This window comes from Leptolyngbya sp. FACHB-8, assembly GCF_014695575.1.
In the GTDB taxonomy this organism is placed as follows: Bacteria; Cyanobacteriota; Cyanobacteriia; order Elainellales; family Elainellaceae; genus Vacuolonema.
In genome coordinates this window covers 130605-149717 of the sequence record NZ_JACJOO010000064.1, presented here as the reverse complement: position 1 = coordinate 149717, position 19113 = coordinate 130605, and the positions used below count along the sequence as shown (strand labels likewise).

The 19113-nt window shown below is 52.2% G+C and carries 12 protein-coding genes; all 12 read left to right on the top strand.

Translation table 11 applies throughout. The features are described from left to right. Window positions 1-327 precede the first annotated feature (327 nt). Window positions 328-864, top strand: coding sequence for a helix-turn-helix transcriptional regulator (locus H6F91_RS16640; RefSeq protein ID WP_190771929.1), 537 nt, complete (start codon window positions 328-330; stop codon window positions 862-864). Window positions 865-1734: 870 nt separating this feature from the next. Next, the gene (locus H6F91_RS16635; RefSeq protein WP_190789404.1) at window positions 1735-10794 is read left to right on the top strand and encodes a DUF4347 domain-containing protein; all 9060 of its coding nucleotides are present in this window, start codon (window positions 1735-1737) and stop codon (window positions 10792-10794) included. Between the two features lie 398 nt (window positions 10795-11192). Then, the gene (gene miaE / locus H6F91_RS16630) at window positions 11193-11792 is read left to right on the top strand and encodes a tRNA isopentenyl-2-thiomethyl-A-37 hydroxylase MiaE (protein WP_347280049.1); all 600 of its coding nucleotides are present in this window, start codon (window positions 11193-11195) and stop codon (window positions 11790-11792) included. A gap of 100 nt (window positions 11793-11892) precedes the next feature. After that, complete coding sequence (locus tag H6F91_RS16625; protein WP_190771927.1) at window positions 11893-12375, top strand: GNAT family N-acetyltransferase; 483 nt, start codon at window positions 11893-11895, stop codon at window positions 12373-12375. Window positions 12376-12377: 2 nt separating this feature from the next. Further along, the gene (locus H6F91_RS16620) at window positions 12378-12812 is read left to right on the top strand and encodes an SRPBCC domain-containing protein (RefSeq protein WP_190771926.1); all 435 of its coding nucleotides are present in this window, start codon (window positions 12378-12380) and stop codon (window positions 12810-12812) included. 346 nt (window positions 12813-13158) lie between these two features. Beyond that, window positions 13159-13575 carry a DUF1499 domain-containing protein gene (locus H6F91_RS16615; RefSeq protein WP_347280053.1) on the top strand — a complete coding sequence of 139 codons (417 nt, stop codon included), beginning with the start codon at window positions 13159-13161 and terminating at the stop codon, window positions 13573-13575. 310 nt (window positions 13576-13885) lie between these two features. Continuing rightward, window positions 13886-14896 (top strand): threo-3-hydroxy-L-aspartate ammonia-lyase, encoded by a 1011-nt coding sequence (locus H6F91_RS16610; protein WP_190771924.1) that lies wholly within the window; start codon window positions 13886-13888, stop codon window positions 14894-14896. Window positions 14897-15367: 471 nt separating this feature from the next. Beyond that, complete coding sequence (locus H6F91_RS16605; RefSeq protein ID WP_190771923.1) at window positions 15368-16663, top strand: D-Ala-D-Ala carboxypeptidase family metallohydrolase; 1296 nt, start codon at window positions 15368-15370, stop codon at window positions 16661-16663. 278 nt (window positions 16664-16941) lie between these two features. Continuing rightward, a complete protein-coding gene (locus H6F91_RS16600; protein ID WP_190772021.1) occupies window positions 16942-17256 on the top strand; it encodes a resolvase in 315 nt (104 codons plus the stop codon). Between the two features lie 166 nt (window positions 17257-17422). Next, window positions 17423-17683, top strand: coding sequence for a sulfiredoxin (locus H6F91_RS16595; protein WP_190771922.1), 261 nt, complete (start codon window positions 17423-17425; stop codon window positions 17681-17683). Between the two features lie 108 nt (window positions 17684-17791). Continuing rightward, a complete protein-coding gene (locus H6F91_RS16590; RefSeq protein WP_190771921.1) occupies window positions 17792-18661 on the top strand; it encodes an NAD(P)-dependent oxidoreductase in 870 nt (289 codons plus the stop codon). Window positions 18662-18728: 67 nt separating this feature from the next. Further along, the gene (locus tag H6F91_RS16585; protein WP_190771920.1) at window positions 18729-19016 is read left to right on the top strand and encodes a cupin domain-containing protein; all 288 of its coding nucleotides are present in this window, start codon (window positions 18729-18731) and stop codon (window positions 19014-19016) included. Window positions 19017-19113 lie beyond the last annotated feature (97 nt).

The following is a 19113-nucleotide window of genomic DNA, read 5'->3' as shown; positions in this document are numbered from 1 at the left end:
AGCCCGCTTTAGGGCTTCCTTATTTTTCTTTCTGCAACTTTGCCGAAATTTCATAGGGGCTCACTGTAGAAATTTTTGCAAGTACATCAATCCCAGTTTCGTGGCACTTCCGGAAAATGCCATCGTCTATATGCACTTCTAACGAAGTCTGGGTCATATCCATCAGAAAAATTGCTTGAGCTTGCCAGCCCCCAACTGTGTATTCCCGTCGTGATTCCCTGTAATTCCTGTTTCTTCAACGTACCGCTTGCCGCTAATGCATTCGGTTCATTGGCTGTCGGGTCTTAGAGCCTGTATTTCTTGTCCCATTGAGCCCCCCACGAAGACATGAAAATCAACGACCTTGTCAACTTCTTCCCCGATGGTGTTCTGGTTTTGAATCACCACGGCGACATTGTTTTTTCCAACGCCTATGCCAATCAAATTTGCCAAAAACTTTTAGAGGAAACTCCTACCACTGCTCCTGTCGCTGATGAAATCTGGCAACTTTACCAGTTACTGCGCAAGGCCAGTGATGGGGCGATCGCTCCCGAACGCCTTGCTCTCATGGAGGGAGAATTCTACACCGGTCCGGGTAACGACATCCGCGTTCGCGTTCAGACGGTGCAGTTAGAGCAGACGGAGGGTCTGTGTTTTCTGATTGTGCTAGAGGATCGGCAGGAAACAGTACGGCGGGCGGCGGTTGCCGAAATCAAAAAATTCAAGCTCACCCCCCGGGAAGCAGAGGTTTGGGTGTGGCGTCGCATGGGGATGACCTATAACGAAATCGCGGCCAAGCTCTTTGTGACGATTGATACAGTCAAGAAGCATCTAAAAAATATTTATGCCAAACGGGAAGCTACTGAGTGGGCTGAACAGGGTTAGGCTCCTTTGCAGATGTTTTAGATGAAAGGAAGGAGTTAGAGCCATAGCTCCAGCTCTTCCCTTTTATGAATGATCCAGCTGTTCTTATACTCCCTTCCATTTCATGTGGCGCAGGAGAGGGGTAAGGGGCATCGTCCCACATCCCTTTCCGGCACCTCATGAAATTGAAAAATGCTGTAAGTAACCTCAGTTCGGGATAAGCTGAAGTGCTCATTTTGGCGTGCGCTTTGCGCACGCCAAAATGAGCGTTTTCGAGTGCCGCGCAACGCGCGGCACTCGAAAACGCCCTTAACCCGAACTCAGGTTAAGTAGCTCAACTCAACTACAGTGCTGTGCGCATTTGTTATGTCACTCGTGCAGCTGATACGCATTTTGGATTGCATGTTTAATGATGCCTGCTGACTAATGACTGAAGAAATACCGAGGAAACTATCTACAAAGATTTTTAGCCGAAAAAATTAGCATATCTAAATGGGAACTAAGAAAAAGTACTGAGTGTTTCACTAACTTATTAAAGAACGCTACTTTTATAGAAAGTGGGATGTTTTATGGCTGCTTAGTGAGATTTCTCTTGTGAGGATGTTTCTATTGAAAATAAAGTTATACATTTTTGTTTCTAAATAATAGAAAGAGTTGTTTTTAGAGCTTCTGTTTCTATAAATGTCCTCATTAAAAATACCGAGTTTTTTAGAAGAAAACTAATTTCTTGAAGAGCTATAAATTCCCATTGTTTAGGGATTTCAAGATTTTGTTAGGTAATTATCACGGTATTCCTTCGGTAGAGCTTGGGAAGGCTATAGGTGTCTAAAAATACTTCGGATTGGCGTTGGAAGTGTCGCGAAGTATTCATCGGCTTTACGAGGTTCTACCATGAGTTATTGTGCCGTGACCGCTGGCTTTACCCGCGAACAAAGCAGCGCTTCTGACATTCGGCCTGCTGCTTCCACAATTGTTATTATCGACCCCTCTATTGAGGCCCCTGAGAGTCTAGCAAATGGTATTGCTAGTGGGGCTAATGTTTATATACTTGAACCTCAGCGAGACGGAATTGAGCAAATTACTCGGATTCTCCAAGTCCATAGAGAAAAGATTGCGCTAACTACGGTAGCCCTACATATCATTTCCCATGGATCGCCTGGCATTTTGTATTTGGGTGCCGCTCAACTAGATCTTGCAACAATTGACCGCTATGCAACTCAACTAAAATCATGGTTCGCAGTACCTGGTGCTGAGTTATTGCTCTATGGCTGTAATGTTGCCACTGGGGATGCTGGAGCCGAGTTTCTCGAAAAGCTTTATGACTTTACAGGCGCTAGCATTGCGGCTAGCAGTACTCCCATCGGCCATCGCCATCAGGGTGGTAACTGGGTACTAGACACACAGCGCGGCAGCGTCACTGCACCTCCAGCTTTTCAAAATGGGGTTTTAGAAAACTATTCTGGACTGCTAGCGACTACAGCGAGTATTGCCCGACTTAACCCGACAAGCGCTTCCACGAATGCTGACAATGTGACATTTCAGGTCACATTCAGTGAAGGCGTACAGAATGTTGATCCTACAGATTTTGTGCTGTCTGGTGGTAATACTACCGGAGCCTCTATTGCTGTCACCCAGGTCACGCCTTTGGTTTACAACGTTGCCGTGACTGGAATTACAGGCTATAACGGTACGCTCAATCTAGACTTTGCGACTGGTCAAAATATTACTGCCGTGGCTGGTGGTACGCCGTTTGTGAGTACAAATCTGACGGCAGAAGAAGAATACAGCCTGGATAACACGCCTCCCACGTTGGTGTCGTTTTTGCGGCAGCCCGTTGCGGGTGCTAATACAAATGCCGATGTCCTGGTTTTTCGGGCCACCTTTAATGAAACGGTCATTAATGTTGATCCCTCTGACTTCGTCGTTACCGGCACAACGGCCAGCATTCTGGGGGTGAGCTCGGTAGCCGGTTCTCCAGGTGTTTATGACATCACGGTTGCGGGTGGTAACTTGACGAATCTTCCATCTGGAACGGTTGGCATTAATTTATCGCCAACTAGCAACATTCGTGATGTCGTGGGTAATGCCCTCGTCATCCAAGAACCCACTCCTGAGAACGACCAAACCTACAACGTGGATAATGTTGCTGCCACAGTGGTCAATGTCTCTGCTGTGCCTGCATCAGCCACACCAACTCGCTACAATACCGGGGATCAAATAACCCTGGCTGTCGAGTTTTCAGAAGCCATTACGGTGGTGCAAGGTTCGTCCTCGACTTCACTGCCCCAACTGATTTTAGAAACGGGGGCGGTGGATGCGATCGCCACATACAGCGGCGTTGATGCCACCAATCCAAAGGTTCTGCTCTTTACCTATACGGTTCAAGCTGGCAATACCAGCCCAGACCTCGCGTACCAAAGCACTACGGCTCTCATGTTGAATGGCAGTGCCATTCGGGACGCGGCTGGCAACAATGCTGTGCTGAACTTGCCAACTCCCGGCACTACGGGCTCACTCAACTCTACCAGTGAGGTCATCGTCGACACCACAGCTCCTACCCTGGTCTCCTTCGTCCGCCAGACTCCGGCAGGGGCCGTTACCAATGCTGACACCTTGGTGTTTCAGGTGACCTTTAATGAAGGTGTAAACAATGTTCTTCCGAATGCAGATCCCCTTCTAACTATTGACGACTTCGTCGTCACGGGAGGTTCTACAGCAACTGTCACGAGCGTAACCCCGGGGAGTAGTCCTTCGGTTTACAACGTGACGGTTAGTGGGGCCGGTTTAACAAACTTTAATGGCACGGTTGGCCTTGCCTTGGCTGCTCAGCAGGATATTGTTGACCTGGCAGGTAACCCGTTATTGCCAACCCAACCGGCTACCAATCAGGCCTACACCGTCGACAATACTTCAGCAACCGTCGTTAAATTGACGTCTCCTACCGCTAACGGACGTTACAACGAAGGCGACTTGATTCAAATTACGGTTGAATTTTCGGAAGTTGTTACCGTTACGGGTGCTCCACGGCTGCTCTTGGGGAACGGTGCAACAGGGGCAACGGCTAACTATACGAGTGGCAGTGGCAGCAAAATTCTCACCTTTACCTATGTCGTTGCAGCCGGGGATACCAGCGCTGATCTGAATTATGTAGATATCAATTCCCTGCAATTAGGCAACGGTGGGGCCATTCAAGATGTTGCTGGTAACGATGCGGCTCTGACCTTGCCAGCATTGGATTCTGTTAATTCCCTAGGGGCAAGTAAGAATCTGGTAGTGGATACGACGGCACCGAGCCTGCTTTCCTTTACCCGGCAAAACCCGACTATTAACACAACCAATGTCGATAGTCTGACCTTCCAGGTGTCTTTTAGCGAAGCGGTTCAAAGCGTAGATATATCCGACTTCACAGTTGGAGGGCTCACCACCGCAACCGTCATAAGCGTGATACCTGTTGGCACTGACGGGACGGTTTACAACGTGACCGTTTCAGGTGGCGATCTGGCTAACTTTAATGGAAGTGTTGGGCTTAACCTATCCAGTACCCGGAATATTACCGACTTGGCGGGTAATGCCTTGCCTGTCGCCGAGCCAGCTGGCGACCCATTGGTATTTGACCAAGCCTATAACGTCGACAATACAGCTCCCACAGTGAGTGGTGTGAGTTCGCCAGCGTTGGATAAAAGCTATAAAGCGGGCGAGTCCATTGCCATTACAATCCAGTTCTCGGAGACCGTGAATGTAACAGGTACCCCGCAGTTAACGCTAGAAACAGGTGTTAGCGATCGCCTGGCCACCTATACCGGTGGAAGCGGTAGCAACACCCTCACCTTTACCTACATTGTTCAAGCCGGGGATACTGCTGCTGATCTGGATTACCACAGCGCTGCAGCACTGGCTTTGAATGGAGGCATGATTCGGGATCTGGCCGGTAATAACGCCAACGTGTCCCTTGCAGCTCCTGGCGCAACTGGCTCCCTGGCTGCCAATAAAAATTTGGTTGTTGATACCACTACCCCCAATCTGTTATCAATCATTCGGCAAACGCCGAGTGCTGCTACCACCAACCTGGACAGCGTTACCTTCCGGGTAACGTTTAGCGAAACCATGGTAGGGGTGGATGGGGCAGACTTCGTTGTGACAGGGGCTACGGGGACGAGCGTAGCAGTAACTCCGGTGGGAAGCTCTGCTACGGTTTACGATGTCACCGTTTCGGGGGGGAACCTGGCCGCTTTCAACGGTGATGTTGGGCTGAACTTGGCGGCTCAACAAAATATTACCGATGTAGCGCTCAATGCCTTGCCAACGGTGGAGCCTACAACCGACCAGCTCTATACCATCGACAACGTCGCGCCTACGGTGCTGAATGTAACATCACCGACGGCAAATGGGCGCTACAACGCTGGAGATGTTCTCCAGATTGCCGTCAAGTTTTCGGAGAAGGTCGCGGTCACGGGTATTCCCCAATTAACGCTGGAAACAGGGATAACCGATCGTGTAGCAACCTATGCTAGTGGCAGTGGTAGCGACACCCTTGTCTTCACCTACACCGTCCAAGCCGGAGATACCAACGCTGACCTTGAGTATGTGAGCACGGCAGCCTTAGTTGGCACCATTCAGGATGCGGCCGGTAATGTGGCTATCCTGACCCTGCCTGCGCCTGGGACGGCCAGTTCTCTGGGAGCCAATAAGGACCTGATCATTGATACGGCTGCACCTGTGCTGACTGCCTTGACCCGACAGACACCGCTGGCACCGATTACCAATGCTGATAGCTTGGTCTACCGGGTGACCTTCAATGAAGCGGTGCTGGGGGTGGATGTCTCTGACTTTGTTGTCTTCGCTTTGGGCCCCAACCCGCTGACGGCTACAGTCTCTACCGTAACCCCTGTGCAGGGAACAGGGAATACCGTCTATGACGTAACCATTTCTGGCGGTAACCTGGCCAACTACAGCGGAGATCTACAGCTCAACCTCGCAACTGGGCAAAACATCACGGATTTGGCTGGGAACTCGTTACCCTCCGCACCGCCTGCCCTGAATGAGGTTTACAGCCTTGACAATACTCTGCCTACGGTTACTAGCGTCACCTCTGCTGCTGCGGATACCCGTTACAACGCGGGTGATTTGATTCCTATCACCATTACCTTCTCGGAAATCGTGACGGTTTCGGGAACCCCGCAGTTGGTTCTGGAAACGGGAACGAATGATGCGATCGCCGATTACGTCAGCGGCAGCGGCACCAACACTCTGACCTTTAACTACACCGTCGGCACCGGAGAAAACAGCTCTGATCTGGACTACCGCAGTACCGTTGCCCTAATGCTGAATGGAGGCACTATTCGGGATGCGGGTGGCAACAATGCGAATCTCACCTTACCAACCCCGGGGGCCGCGACGTCTTTGGGTGGCAGTAAGTCGCTCATCGTCGATACTACGGCTCCCAGTGTGACGTCCATTGTGCGCCAAAATCCGGGGGTCGAGCTGACCAATGCTGATAGCCTGGTTTTCCGGGTGGCCTTTAGTGAAGCGGTGACCAACATTGATACCGCAGACTTTGTTGTTAATGGTTCTACCTCCGCTACCGTCACCAATGTTCTTGCGGTTAACGGCTCAACCACGGTTTACGATGTCACGGTTTCTGGCGGAGATTTGGCCAGTGTGAATGGTCCCATCGGGCTCAACCTCGCGCCCGCCCAGAATATTACTGATCTGGCAGGCAACCTGCTGCCGCTGGTCGAACCTGCTCCTGCTAATGACCAAACCTACAATCTGGATAATATCCAGCCTACGGTTACGAATGTCAGCGCTACGACAGCGAATGGGCGTTACAACGCAGGTGACACCATTGCGATTACGCTCGAATTTTCGGAAGTAGTCACTGTCACAGGTGCTCCTCGACTGACGCTAGCGACGGGTGGTACAACGGGGGCATTGGCGACCTACAGCGGTGGTAGCGGTACCAACACCTTGACCTTTACATATACCGTTAGAGCCGGGGAAACCAGTGCCGATTTAGATTATGCCAACACGACTGCTCTGGATTTGAATAGTGGCAGCATTCGAGATGCGGCTGGCAACCTGATCGATGTGGCTCTAGCCGCACCAGGCACGGCTAACTCTCTGGGGGCGAACAAAGATCTCATCGTTGATACAACGGCTCCTAGCCTGACGGCGATCGCCCGCCAACTGCCGACAACCAACCCGACGAATGCTGATAGCCTGACCTACCGTGTCACCTTTGGTGAAGATGTTCAGGGGGTTGATGCGGCAGACTTTGTGGTGGATAGCACTAGCACCGCCGCTGTTTCGGGTGTGACTCAGATCAGTAACTCGATTTACGATGTCACCGTTGCAGGCGGCAACTTGGCTACCTTCAATGGCACCGTGGGCTTGAACCTGGCTACTGCGCAGAACATCACCGATCTGGCTGGTAATGCTTTGCCAACTACTGCCGAATCTGCTGCCGTCACGGATGAACGCTACACCCTGGACAACACTGCTGCTACGGTGGTGAGCGTCACATCCACCACTGCCGATGGTCAATACAATGCGGGCGATGTCATTGTTGTGACCGTGCAGTTTTCTGAGGTGGTGAATGTGGTGGGAACACCCCAGTTGACCCTGGAAACGGGGACTGTGGATGCGATCGCCGAGTATACAGGGGGTGACGGTACCAACACACTCACCTTTACCTACACCATTGCGGCTGGCCAAAACAGCTCTGACCTCACGTACATCAGTACGTCAGCCCTGACCCTGAATGGCGGCACCATTCAAGATACCTCCGGCAATGATGCGAACCTGGCTCTGCCTGCCCCGAATGCACCAACAACGTCTTTGGGGGGCAGCAAAGCCCTGGTAGTTGATACCATCGCTCCCACTATGTTGTCCATCGAGCGCCAAACTCCGACGGACAGCCCTACCAATGCTGACAGCCTCACCTTTAAAGTGACGTTCAGCGAGGCGGTAGAGGGGGTCGATGTGTCGGACTTTACCGTGAACGGCATACCCTCCGCCAGCATTACCAGTGTGACGGGCAGTGGAGCCGTGTACTCAGTAGTCGTTGCGGATGCGGCCTTGGCTAGCTTCAATGGCACCGTTGGGTTGAACCTGGCAGGAACCCAGAATATTACCGACGGGGCAACTAATGCATTGTTGCCGGGTGAGCCGACCACTGATCAGACCTTTACCCTCGACAACACGCAGCCAACCATCCTGGGTGTTAGCTCCTCGACGAACAATGGCAGCTACAACACAGGCGATACTGTCTCGATTACGGTGCAGTTCTCGGAATCCGTCAACGTTACGGGGACACCGCAGCTTGCTCTGGAGACCGGCACGACGGATGCGATCGCGACCTATGCCAGTGGCAGTGGAACTGACACCCTCACCTTTACCTATACGGTTGCAGCTGGAAACAGCACGCCCGATTTGGATTACACCAGCACGAATGCTCTGACTCTCAACAGTGGAACCATTGGGGATGCTGCGGGTAATGCTGCTGATCTGACGTTGCCCGCTCCAGGTGCAGGTAACTCTTTGGGGGCGAACAAGGACCTCATCATTGACACGACGGCTCCTACACTGACCGCAATTACCCGACAAGATCCAATTGATCAACTGACCAGTACCGACTCACTGGTTTACCGCGTGAGCTTTAGTGAGGCGGTTACTGGCGTGACAGCCGATGATTTTGCCGTCGTGGGGGGAACCACCGCTACGGTGACGAATGTCACGAGCATTGGGGTTTCTGTGTATGACGTAACGGTATCGGGTGGAAACCTGGCGACCTTCACGGGAACAGTGGGGCTGAGCCTGGCAACAGGGCAGCCAGGCCAAAACATCATAGATGTGGCCGGCAACGCACTGCCAACGGTGGAACCCACCACAGATGAAACCTACACGTTAGACAATAGTGGGCCAACAGTGGTGCGGGTGTCTTCCTTAGCTGCGAATGGGAGCTACAAGGTGGGTGATGTGATTGACATTACCCTGGAGATGTCAGAGGTGACCAATGTTGCAGGTGCGCCACGTCTGGCCTTAGAAACGGGGACAACCGATGCTGTAGCCGATTACTTCTCCGGCAGCGGTACGAATGTTTTGACCTTCCGATATGTCGTGGGCCAGGGGGATGTGAGTGAAGACCTGAACTATGTCTCAACGACAGCCCTGTCTTTGAATGGTGGCTCGATTCAGGATGTATCGGGGAATGATGCCGTTCTCACACTGCCAGCGCTGGATAGCCCGAATTCCCTCGGGAGCATCAAGAATATCGTGCTGGACTCGGCACCTCCTCAGCTGACGGCGATCGCTCTACAAACTCCCAATACATCTGCCACTAATGCAGATAGCCTGGTCTTCCGACTGACCTTCAGTGAAGTGGTACAGAATGTTGATGCAACTGACTTTCAGGTGAATGGTACAAGTGGTGCCACGGTTACTGGAGTCACTCCGGTTGGTGGCACGATGTATGACGTCACCGTATCCGGTGGGAACCTGGCCAACTTCAACGGCACCGTTGGGCTGGATCTCGCGACGAGCAACAACATTATCGATGCCGTAGATTATGCCCTTCTGCCAGGTGAACCGGATGTGGATCAGGTTTACACCCTGGATAACGTTGTTCCGACCGTAACCTCCATCCTTCGGAAAACTCCGACTACACCTGTTACAGGGGCCAGTAGCGTAGTCTTTACCGTCAACTTTAGTGAAGCGGTAGAGGGTGTCAACATCAATGACTTCAGGCTGAACCGAACAGGAAATCTGCAGGCGACTGTCGCATCCGTTTCTGCCAATCAGGGTAATGCGATTGATGTCACGGTCAACATCACAGCGGGGCAGGGTGATCTGAGATTGGATGTGTTGTCTGGTGCAACCATCGCTGATGCGGCAGGTCAGACTCTCGCTGGGGGCTTTACGACGGGTGAGGTTTATACCCTGGACACGGCTCTACCCAGTGTCTCATGCGATATGGTCGCGGCAACCCTGCAGGATGGCCGATTTGATGCAGCCACAGGAAGACTGTTCCTTCGGTTTAATGAAGCTGTTACGGGATTGGGCAAGAGCGACTTGCGCCTGACACGTAATGGTGTTGCTTTAAACCTGGATCGGGCAACCCTAACGGCAAATGCCAATAGGACTGTCTATACCCTGAGTAATCTGGCGCCCTTAACGACAGCTCAGGGTCGCTATAGCTTTACGCTCAGAGCCGCAGGTGCTGGCATTGCCGATGCGACGGGTAATGCGCTGACTCAGGGTGGCTCTATGACCTGGCTGCGAGGTGTGACGGCACTTCAACCGCCTGCTATCCAGTTTGTGACGTCGCCCCTCGGTCGCAAATTTACTGGAAGTAGAGCGAATGAAACGGTCCGGGGGACTTCAATCCACGACATCCTCTATGGTCAGGGTGGTAAGGATGCCATCTTCGGCTTGGGGGGTGACGATAGGCTCAGTGGTAGTGGTGGCAATGATGTTGTTTATGGCGGGTTGGGGAATGACCAGCTAGTCGACGGAACCGGGGATGACGTTCTCTATGGCGAGGTTGGCAACGACTTCCTGTTTGGTAACGCGGGCAATGACACCTTATTAGGGGGTGACGGAGCCGATATTCTAAACGGTGGTACGGGTACGGATGTCTTAACGGCGGGCAAAGGGCGTGACATTTTCCGGTACAACACGTTGCAGGATGGGGGGGATACAATCCGCGATTTCCAGGCCGGTCAGGATCTAATTGATCTATCTGAGATCTTCAAGCTAGCAGGTTTCCGTCAAGGCACACCGTTTGCACGCTTCATCCAATATGTTCGGTTAGAAGCGGCAGGCACTTCGACCCGTCTACAGATTGATCGAGACGGTGTGGGAACCGGGCAGGAGTTTGTGACTCTGGCCACTGTGCAAAATGTTCGTCCAGGTCAACTGAGTTCGAATAATTTTGTCATTACCCAAGGATGAGTGGGTCGCGATGACCAATCGCAACCTGAGGGTTCTGTCTAATACACAAGAGGAAGGTGGGATACAGTCTCCCCTGCCTCCTATGTCAGAACTTACGCAATTTTTGTTGTGTATGGGTGCTTCATACCCATACACAACAAAAATGCACCCAACATAGGCGAGCTAGCGTAAGTTCTCGTGTATTGGATGGTCATGAAGCTTCTAGTACGCTGAGGCGGAAATCCATCACCTATGTTTTTGTGTAGGGTGCGAACTTAGGCCGCAGCCTACTAGAGTGACATCCAGGTTCAGGGCCGCTCTCGTTGTTCTAACCTGGATGGCATAAGATCGAAGAGACGCGGTTGGGTTATATCTAATAACCTGCACCGCTTGCTTTGCAACAGTTGCTGGATTTGCCTGTGGAAACTTTGGCCCCTAAACCGATCAAATTTCTAAAACAGCCCACCTCAGAGGCGTGGATAGAGCAGGCGATCGCCCATCTCGATACGGTTCTACTCGACCATTCCCACTGCGAACGCAAGGCAGCCAGCGTTGCCCTCAATTTGATGTTTCGCTATCCCTCCCATCGGAAATTGGTGCGGGCATTGACGGCGATCGCTCAGGAAGAACTGGAACACTTCGAACGGGTCAACCAATGGCTCGACCGTCGGGGCGTTCCCCTGGCTCCCCTTTCGGCTCCACCTTATGGAGCTGGGCTGAAAGCGCAGGTTCGGCGCGATGAGCCGGAGCGGATGCTGGATTTACTGCTAGTAGCCGGACTGATTGAAGCCCGAAGCCATGAACGGTTGGGTTTGCTGGCGGCCCACTGCCCCGACCCAGAACTATCTGCTTTCTATCGAGGATTGATGGCTTCAGAGGCGCGGCATTATGGGGCTTATTGGACGTTAGCGATCGCTGACTTCGATCGGGATACGGTTAACCACCGTCTTGATGAACTCGCTACTGTGGAGAGCGAATTACTGGCAACGCTGCACCCAGAACCCCGCATTCACAGCTAAAGAGATTTCCGTAGAAGTCTCTTAATGTGTTGTTGGATAAAAGGTATTCAGACCCTGAGCGTTGCCGAGACTGGGTTTCTGGAACCTCATGCAGAGGCTTATGAAAACGATCTATCAAAATTTTTTGATTCGCGATTGGGAACCGGGCGATCGCCAAACGGCCTTTGACCTGATTGCTACCGTTCTCAAAGAATGTGGCCTGGATAGCCAACCTCATCTGGCCGACTGGGATGTGTGGAACGTGGAGCAGGCTTACCAGGCTACGGGTGGGCAGTTTTGGGTGGTAGAACAAGAAGGGCGTATGGTGGGAACGGCAGCCTTTTATCCGGTAGAACGGGGCGAAAAGGCGGTCGAGATCCGTAAGATGTATCTGGTGCCCGAGGCGCGGGGGCTGGGGCTGGGGCGATTTTTGTTAGGGGAGTTAGAGACGGTGATTGCCCACCTCGGTTATACCCAAATCTGGATTGAAACCGCCAGTGTGTTGAAGGAAGCCGTGCGCCTGTATGAGGGGCATGGCTATTTGCCCAGCCCGGAAGTAGAAACAACGCGGTGCGATCGCGCCTATGTGAAGTATCTGGTTTAACTATGCCCAGCCTTTACACCGAGATTGAAATTAATGCGCCCCGAGCGGCGGTTTGGGATGCTCTGGTACGGAAGCGCGACTGGCTGTACTGGAACACGTATCTATACGATCGCTCACCCGAACGGCCATTTCGCCAGGGGGAGACGGTTAAGCTATGGCTGAAGCGAGAGTCACGGGAGACAGAAACAGAAATTGAGCCGTTAATTACGCTGGTGCAACCCGATGTGAGTTTGCAGTGGGTTTACACGGCTCCTGGGTTTCGCTGTCAGCATGGATTTGAGCTACAGGAGGTGGGGCGAAATCGGACGCGCTATACCCACCGGGTCAGATTTTCAGGCGCACTATCGAGCGTTTTTCTGCCATTTATTCGCAGGGAGGAACAGCGGGGGCTACGTCGCATGGCCCAGGAATTGAAGCGTTACCTGGAAAAGTATTAGGGCGTGTTTTAAAGCTGGCTGCAAGGGCCATCTTTGCACCTCTTTCGTAGAAGTATTAGAACTCCTGCGTGAATCGTTGCGTGGCTCCGCCGCGCAACGATTCACGCCCCAAAAAAACGATTCATGCAGGAGGTCTATTCATTGAGGAGTGGGATGTGGCGCTATAGGATGGCTATAGACGTTCATTGAACGCAACGTTATCCATCCTGGAGTTTGTTCTGAGAAGTTTATGCTGAAAATTTTGATGACATGGCTGGTGGCCGTTGCGCTGTTTATAGGAACGGCTGCTCCTGCCGTAGCCTATCCCTTGTCCCTTTCCCCTTCCGATGTATTGATAGCTCAAACCATGGCTAAGAAATCGCTGTTTTCTTTTTCCGGTACTCGCCCTGCTACCCTGGGCGTCAAAGACGGCAAGCTGGCAGCCTGCCCTGGTTCTCCCAACTGTGTTTGTAGCCAAAGCCTTGAAGCGGATGCAGAACACTATGTTGCACCGTTGACCTTTACTGACAGTGCTCCGGAGGCGATCGCCCGCCTCAAATCGGTCATCACCAACCTGCCCCGCACGGAAGTAATCCAACAAACGGAAAACTACCTCTATGCCGAATTCACAACACCATTGATGGGTTTTGTGGACGATGTAGAATTCTTTGCGGATGCCGAAACGGGTACACTGCACGTGCGATCGGCATCGCGTCTGGGGCAGTCTGACTTGGGCTTGAATCGCAAGCGGATCGAGGAAATCCGGGCTGCGTATAACGCGTAATTCTATAAAGCTCGTATTGTTCCAAAACAGAGGATGGGTGGTGCGTTGCGCCACCCATCCTCTTTCGGGTTCTAGAGTGATTCCATCGGCCCGGATATAGCGGCGTGCAAATGCGTTAAGTACAAAAATGGTGGTGTAGGGTGCGAAGCGCCCTACACCACCGTACTGAATCAACACGCAAAGCGCTATATAGCCTTACGAACCTGATTCGGACAGGTTAATTTTTGAAAAGCTACACTCTGCATGGCTTTTCAAAAACAATCTTCCTCGTTTTAAGCGCATGGCCCTATACAACCCGGAGACTTAGGCGATGGCAACTCATGCTTCTGAATTTGTGGCAGATGCAGCGGAATTACCCGTCAGTTTTGCTGATGTAGCGGCAGCGGCAGAACGGTTATCTGGTGTTGCCCACAAGACTCCTGTGATGACCTCCCGTACGGTGAATGAACGCACACGCTGCGAGGTATTTTTCAAGTGTGAAAACTTCCAGCGGACGGGATCATTTAAGTTTCGGGGAGCTTATAACGCGATCGCTCAACTCACCCCCGAACAGCGTCAACGCGGTGTTCTCACCTTTTCGTCAGGTAATCATGCCCAGGCGATCGCCCTTTCAGGCCAACTACTTGGGGTCGCCACGACCATCATCATGCCGGACGATGCTCCTGTCGTTAAACAGCAGGCAACTCAGGGCTATGGGGCAGAGGTGCGGCTGTACGATCGCACCTCCGTAAACCGAGAAGCCCTGGCCCAGGAACTGGCTACAGAGCAGGGTTCTGTGATCATCCCGCCCTACGATCATCCGCACATTATTGCGGGGCAGGGAACGGCAGCGAAGGAATTGTTAGAGGACGTGGGGCCGTTGGATTACCTGCTGGTGTGTTGTGGAGGAGGTGGGTTGTTGTCGGGAAGTGCGATCGCGGCTCACCACCTTGCTCCAAACTGCCGGATGGTCGGGGTAGAGCCTGCTGCTGGAGACGATGCCACCCGATCTTTCTACAGCCGCACTCTGCAAACGGTGCATAATCCTGACACGATTGCCGATGGGGCTCGCACACCATTTCTAGGGAAGTTGACCTTTCCGCTGGTGCTGCATTATGTGACCGATATGGTGGCGGTGCCCGATCAAGCGCTCCTTCGCACACTCTTTTTCCTATGGGAGCGGATGAAGTTGGTGTTGGAACCGACGGGAGGGTTGGCGGCTACAGCCTTGCTGGAGAACTTTTATGCCGTGCCTTCAGGAAGCCGAGTCGGCGTTATTCTCAGCGGCGGCAATGTCGATTTGCGTCAGGTAGCATCCTTATTTGCCGCAATGGAGCTGTGAAGCTATAACCCAGTGGGGCATGAGAGATGGATGTGGGACTGCGCTCCATATCCATCTCTCGAACCTCATCAGACCGGAAAATGCTGCATAAAGTAACCTCAATTCGGGATAAGCCCAAAAGCCCGTTTTGTCGTGCGTATAGCGCACGACAAAATGGGCTTTTTCGAGGGGCGCGCCTTGCGCGCCTCTCGAAAAAGCCCTTAACCCAAACTGAGGTTAAAGTACAGTCAATAAAAACTTGTAGCTCCTGAGAATGAGAATTAACTGCTCCCTCAGTACGTTTCTACTTTGAGCGGATTCAGCTATGGTTTTGAGCGGAAATCTGTGGTCTCCCATCTACTCCGTCAAAATTAGTCGTCTCTGTTGCGAAATGTTATGTTCATTGGGCGATCGACGGTGTATAAGGTGAAGGGGAAATAGCTCCTTGGGCTACTTTCCAAGAAAAGGAAACCCTAGCGACGAGGCAATGCAATGGTGCAGCGAATTCTGCGAGTCATACGGGACGGCCTGTTTAAACTGCGCCCAGATCCCTCCGCCGAACTTTCGCCCCGAGAAACCTACGCCGTTAAGGCCGGGCAGACGTACCAGCTTCAATCCTATGCCTACGCCGACATTAACGGTGACTTTGACGGCCACATCAAGTTTGCTTTGATGGGCCAATCCATTCAGGGCTTTAACACCTGGTTCGTCCATAGCTCCAACGCTCAGGTAGAGTTTGACGGAGTGATTGTGTATCCCCATGAGGATCAACAATCACTTCCAATTCTCAAGGTGGTACGCGATACAACCTTCAAGCGACGTCCCCTGCAAACGTCTGTGTTGGACCCCAGCGAAACGGTGAATGTAGTTGCTGGTCGGCGCTTTGTCTTGCAGTCCTATGCTTATGCTGACAGCCAGGGTGATTTCAGCAACCACATCAAAATCTCTATTAACGACCAGGAAGATTTTCTAAATGGTCGTAGCACCTGGTATGTGTATGACCAACATGCCTATGTGGAATTTGATGGAGAGGTTGTTTATCCCAAAATTGAGCCGAATGATTTTGTGCTGCGAGTAACGCGTAGCACCCTCTTCAAGCGCCGCCCACTGCAGACCTCCCAGCTTCCGGCAAATGAAAAAGTTGATGTTGCCCAGGGTAGCACCTGGATTCTTCAATCTTATGCTTATGCCGATGCCCAAGGTGATTTTGACGACCACATCAAGTTTGCCTTGAAGTATCCCAAAGACTTTGTTAACGACTTAAGCACCTGGTACGTCTATAAGGGCCATGCTCGGGTTGAATTTAGCGGCAAAATTGTTTATCCGCCTCCCACACCGACGGCACCGCCACCACCCCAGTACAGTGGTACGCGATTCCGGCTTCCGGGGAGCTATGGCACGGTCTATACGGATCAGCCCATTATTCCGGGTGGGAACTTTACCTGGGGCGAGGCTACCAAGAACGGCTCACGCATTCCCCCTACGGTTGCCGTTACCGAAAACATTATTGGCCTGGCCCGTCAGCTGCAACGGGCACGAGAGCAACTGGATCGGCCGTTCCAGATTAATTCCTGGTATCGTCCGCCGGAAGTGAACAACGAGGTGGGTGGAGCCAGCCGGAGTCAACACCTGTTTGGCCGGGCTGCTGATATTCAAGTGTCAGGGCTCAGTGGACGACAGGTTGCTAACGCGGTGTTCGGCTGGTGGAATGGCGGCATTGGCATCTACAGCAACATGCCAAGTGTGGTGCATCTGGACACAGGGCCACGGCGTTACTGGGGTTTCTAAACACACTGATTCGCATCTCGCAGCTTATCTGCAAGTCTGTTACGTTCAGTGAAATGAAGGTTTTTAGAGGTGCCCGAAATGTTGATTTTCGTGCGTACATGCACGAAAATCAGCTCCTTTTGAGTCTGACTCAGCATCTTCTAATTGGTTGCTTTGAAATGCGTTAAACCATGGAACAGGATCTTTCAAACAGCACGTTCACCATGACGGATGCGTTTGCTACAAACCGCACAGATTGGGAACCTGACACAACAGTCGCCACCAATCGTCAGGGATACATGGATATTGATGCGGTACAACGGGTCTTGAACCGCTCTCGGGCGTCGGTTTACCGTTACGCCAACACAGACCCCAACCGCCTCAATATGGAGTATGACCCCAAGCGCCTTAACCCCGAACTGCGTCAGAATCGCGATGAACCGCTAAAGTTTGACCCCAACGAGGTCGCCCGCTTTGCCCGTGATGTGTTGGGTATTAAGCAGGTCTTGATTGAGAAGCGTGAGCCAACAGAAAATACGACCCACGCCATTCTGAAGGAGATTCTCGTGGAACTCCAACAAATTCGGCAATTGTTGGAAGACCAGCGCTCTTAAAAACATGTCTTCTATGTTGAGTGCATTCCTGTTGTGTGCGAAGCCCATCACTCACAACAGGAACGACTAAGCCCTGAACGTAGAGAGACATGGGCAACCTCACGCATTCTTTGCAACTCATACTCATTATGAGTATGATTTAGGAAGAGATGCTGAGAAGTTCCTTATGCGTATTGAAGATATTCCTCTCAATCAAATTCGCCGCCCCTTCCTGCGGCAAAATGACCCGGCCAAGGTGATCGCCCTGATGCAGTCAATTCAGGAAGTTGGTCAGCAGGAGCCGATTGATGTGCTGGAGGTGGATGGCCAGTATTACGGCTTTTCGGGCTGTCACCGTTACGAAGCTTGCACGCGGTTGGGCCATGAAACCATTCGCTGTCGGGTTCGAAAAGCTCCCCGCTCGATTTTGCAAAAACACCTTGCTTAAAAACTTGCCTGTCATAAAGAGGAGAGGGGGATGCAACGCATCCCCCTCTCCTCTTTATGACAGGCGATCGCTGTAGGCTTGAGAGTGCAGATGTGAGAGGGAGAGCCGATGACAATTGGACTAATAGGCACTGGGTTGATGGGGGCACCGATGGCAGCGCGACTTCATGCAGCTGGGGTGCCGACGATGGTTTGGAACCGGAGTTCTGATAAGTTAGCGTCGTTGCAAGCGCAGGGAGTGGCGATCGCCCCCTCTCTCCCCCACCTCTTTCAGGAAACGGAAGCGGTTTTACTCATGGTCAGTGATGCCAGGGCTATCCGCTCTCTGCTGTTCTCCGAGGATGTCTCTGGAAAGTTGAGTGGGGGCACTCTGGTTCAAATGGGTACAATTGGCCCCAATGAAAGTCGTGCATTGCAAACAGATACTGAAGCGGCTGGAGGTCATTACCTGGAAGCTCCAGTTTTGGGCAGCATTCCCCAGGTAGAGGCAGGGACGTTGCAGATCATGGTGGGCAGTACGCCAGAGCAGTTTGAGACATGGCGATCACTCCTGCAACATCTTGGAGAACCGCAACATATCGGCCCTGTTGGTAGTGCTGCGGCCCTGAAATTGGCTCTCAATCAGCTGATTGCCTCCTTAACGACAGCCTTTTCCCAAAGCCTTGCCTTTGTGCAGGAACAAGGGGTAGATGTGGAGACGTTCATGGGAATTCTGCGCGAAAGTGCGCTCTATGCTTCGACCTTCGATAAGAAGTTGGATCGGATGTTGAATCGCGACTTTGCCAATCCCAATTTCCCCACTCGGCACATGTTGAAAGATGTGCGGCTCTTCCTGGCAGAAGCCCAAGCCGCTGGAGTGCGAGTGGATAGCCTGGAAGGAATCCGGCAAATTTTAGAGGATGCCTGTGCTCAAGCTGAACTGGTAGATGCTGACTACTCAGCTTTGTTCGCGGCGGTGTATCCTCAAAAGCAACCTTGAGTCTCCGGCAAGCATGGCTCAGCCGTACTTGCCCAAAACCTCAAATGTCGTATCTGGAGACATAACCATGAGCCAAGCCACTCAAACCATTCGTATTGAGCGACAACCCGCTCCAGCCGATCTAGAGCAGCAGGGTGTATTCACCTGGCCCATCTGGCAAAAAGAGGTGTCAGAGTTTCCCTGGGTCTACGATGATGCTGAAACCTGCTATTTTCTGGAAGGAGATGTCATTGTGACACCGGAGGGGGGTGACCCTGTGCCGATGGGGAAGGGAGATCTCGTAACCTTTCCGGCTGGGATGGCTTGTACCTGGAAGATTCAGGCTGCGGTTAAAAAACACTACAGCTTTGGCTAACACCTGATTCATCAAAGCGCGGTTGGTTCCTGCTTCAACACAGCTGGCCGCGCCACTTCTGATCATAAGCACGACTGGCTATTAGCATGTTTTCGAG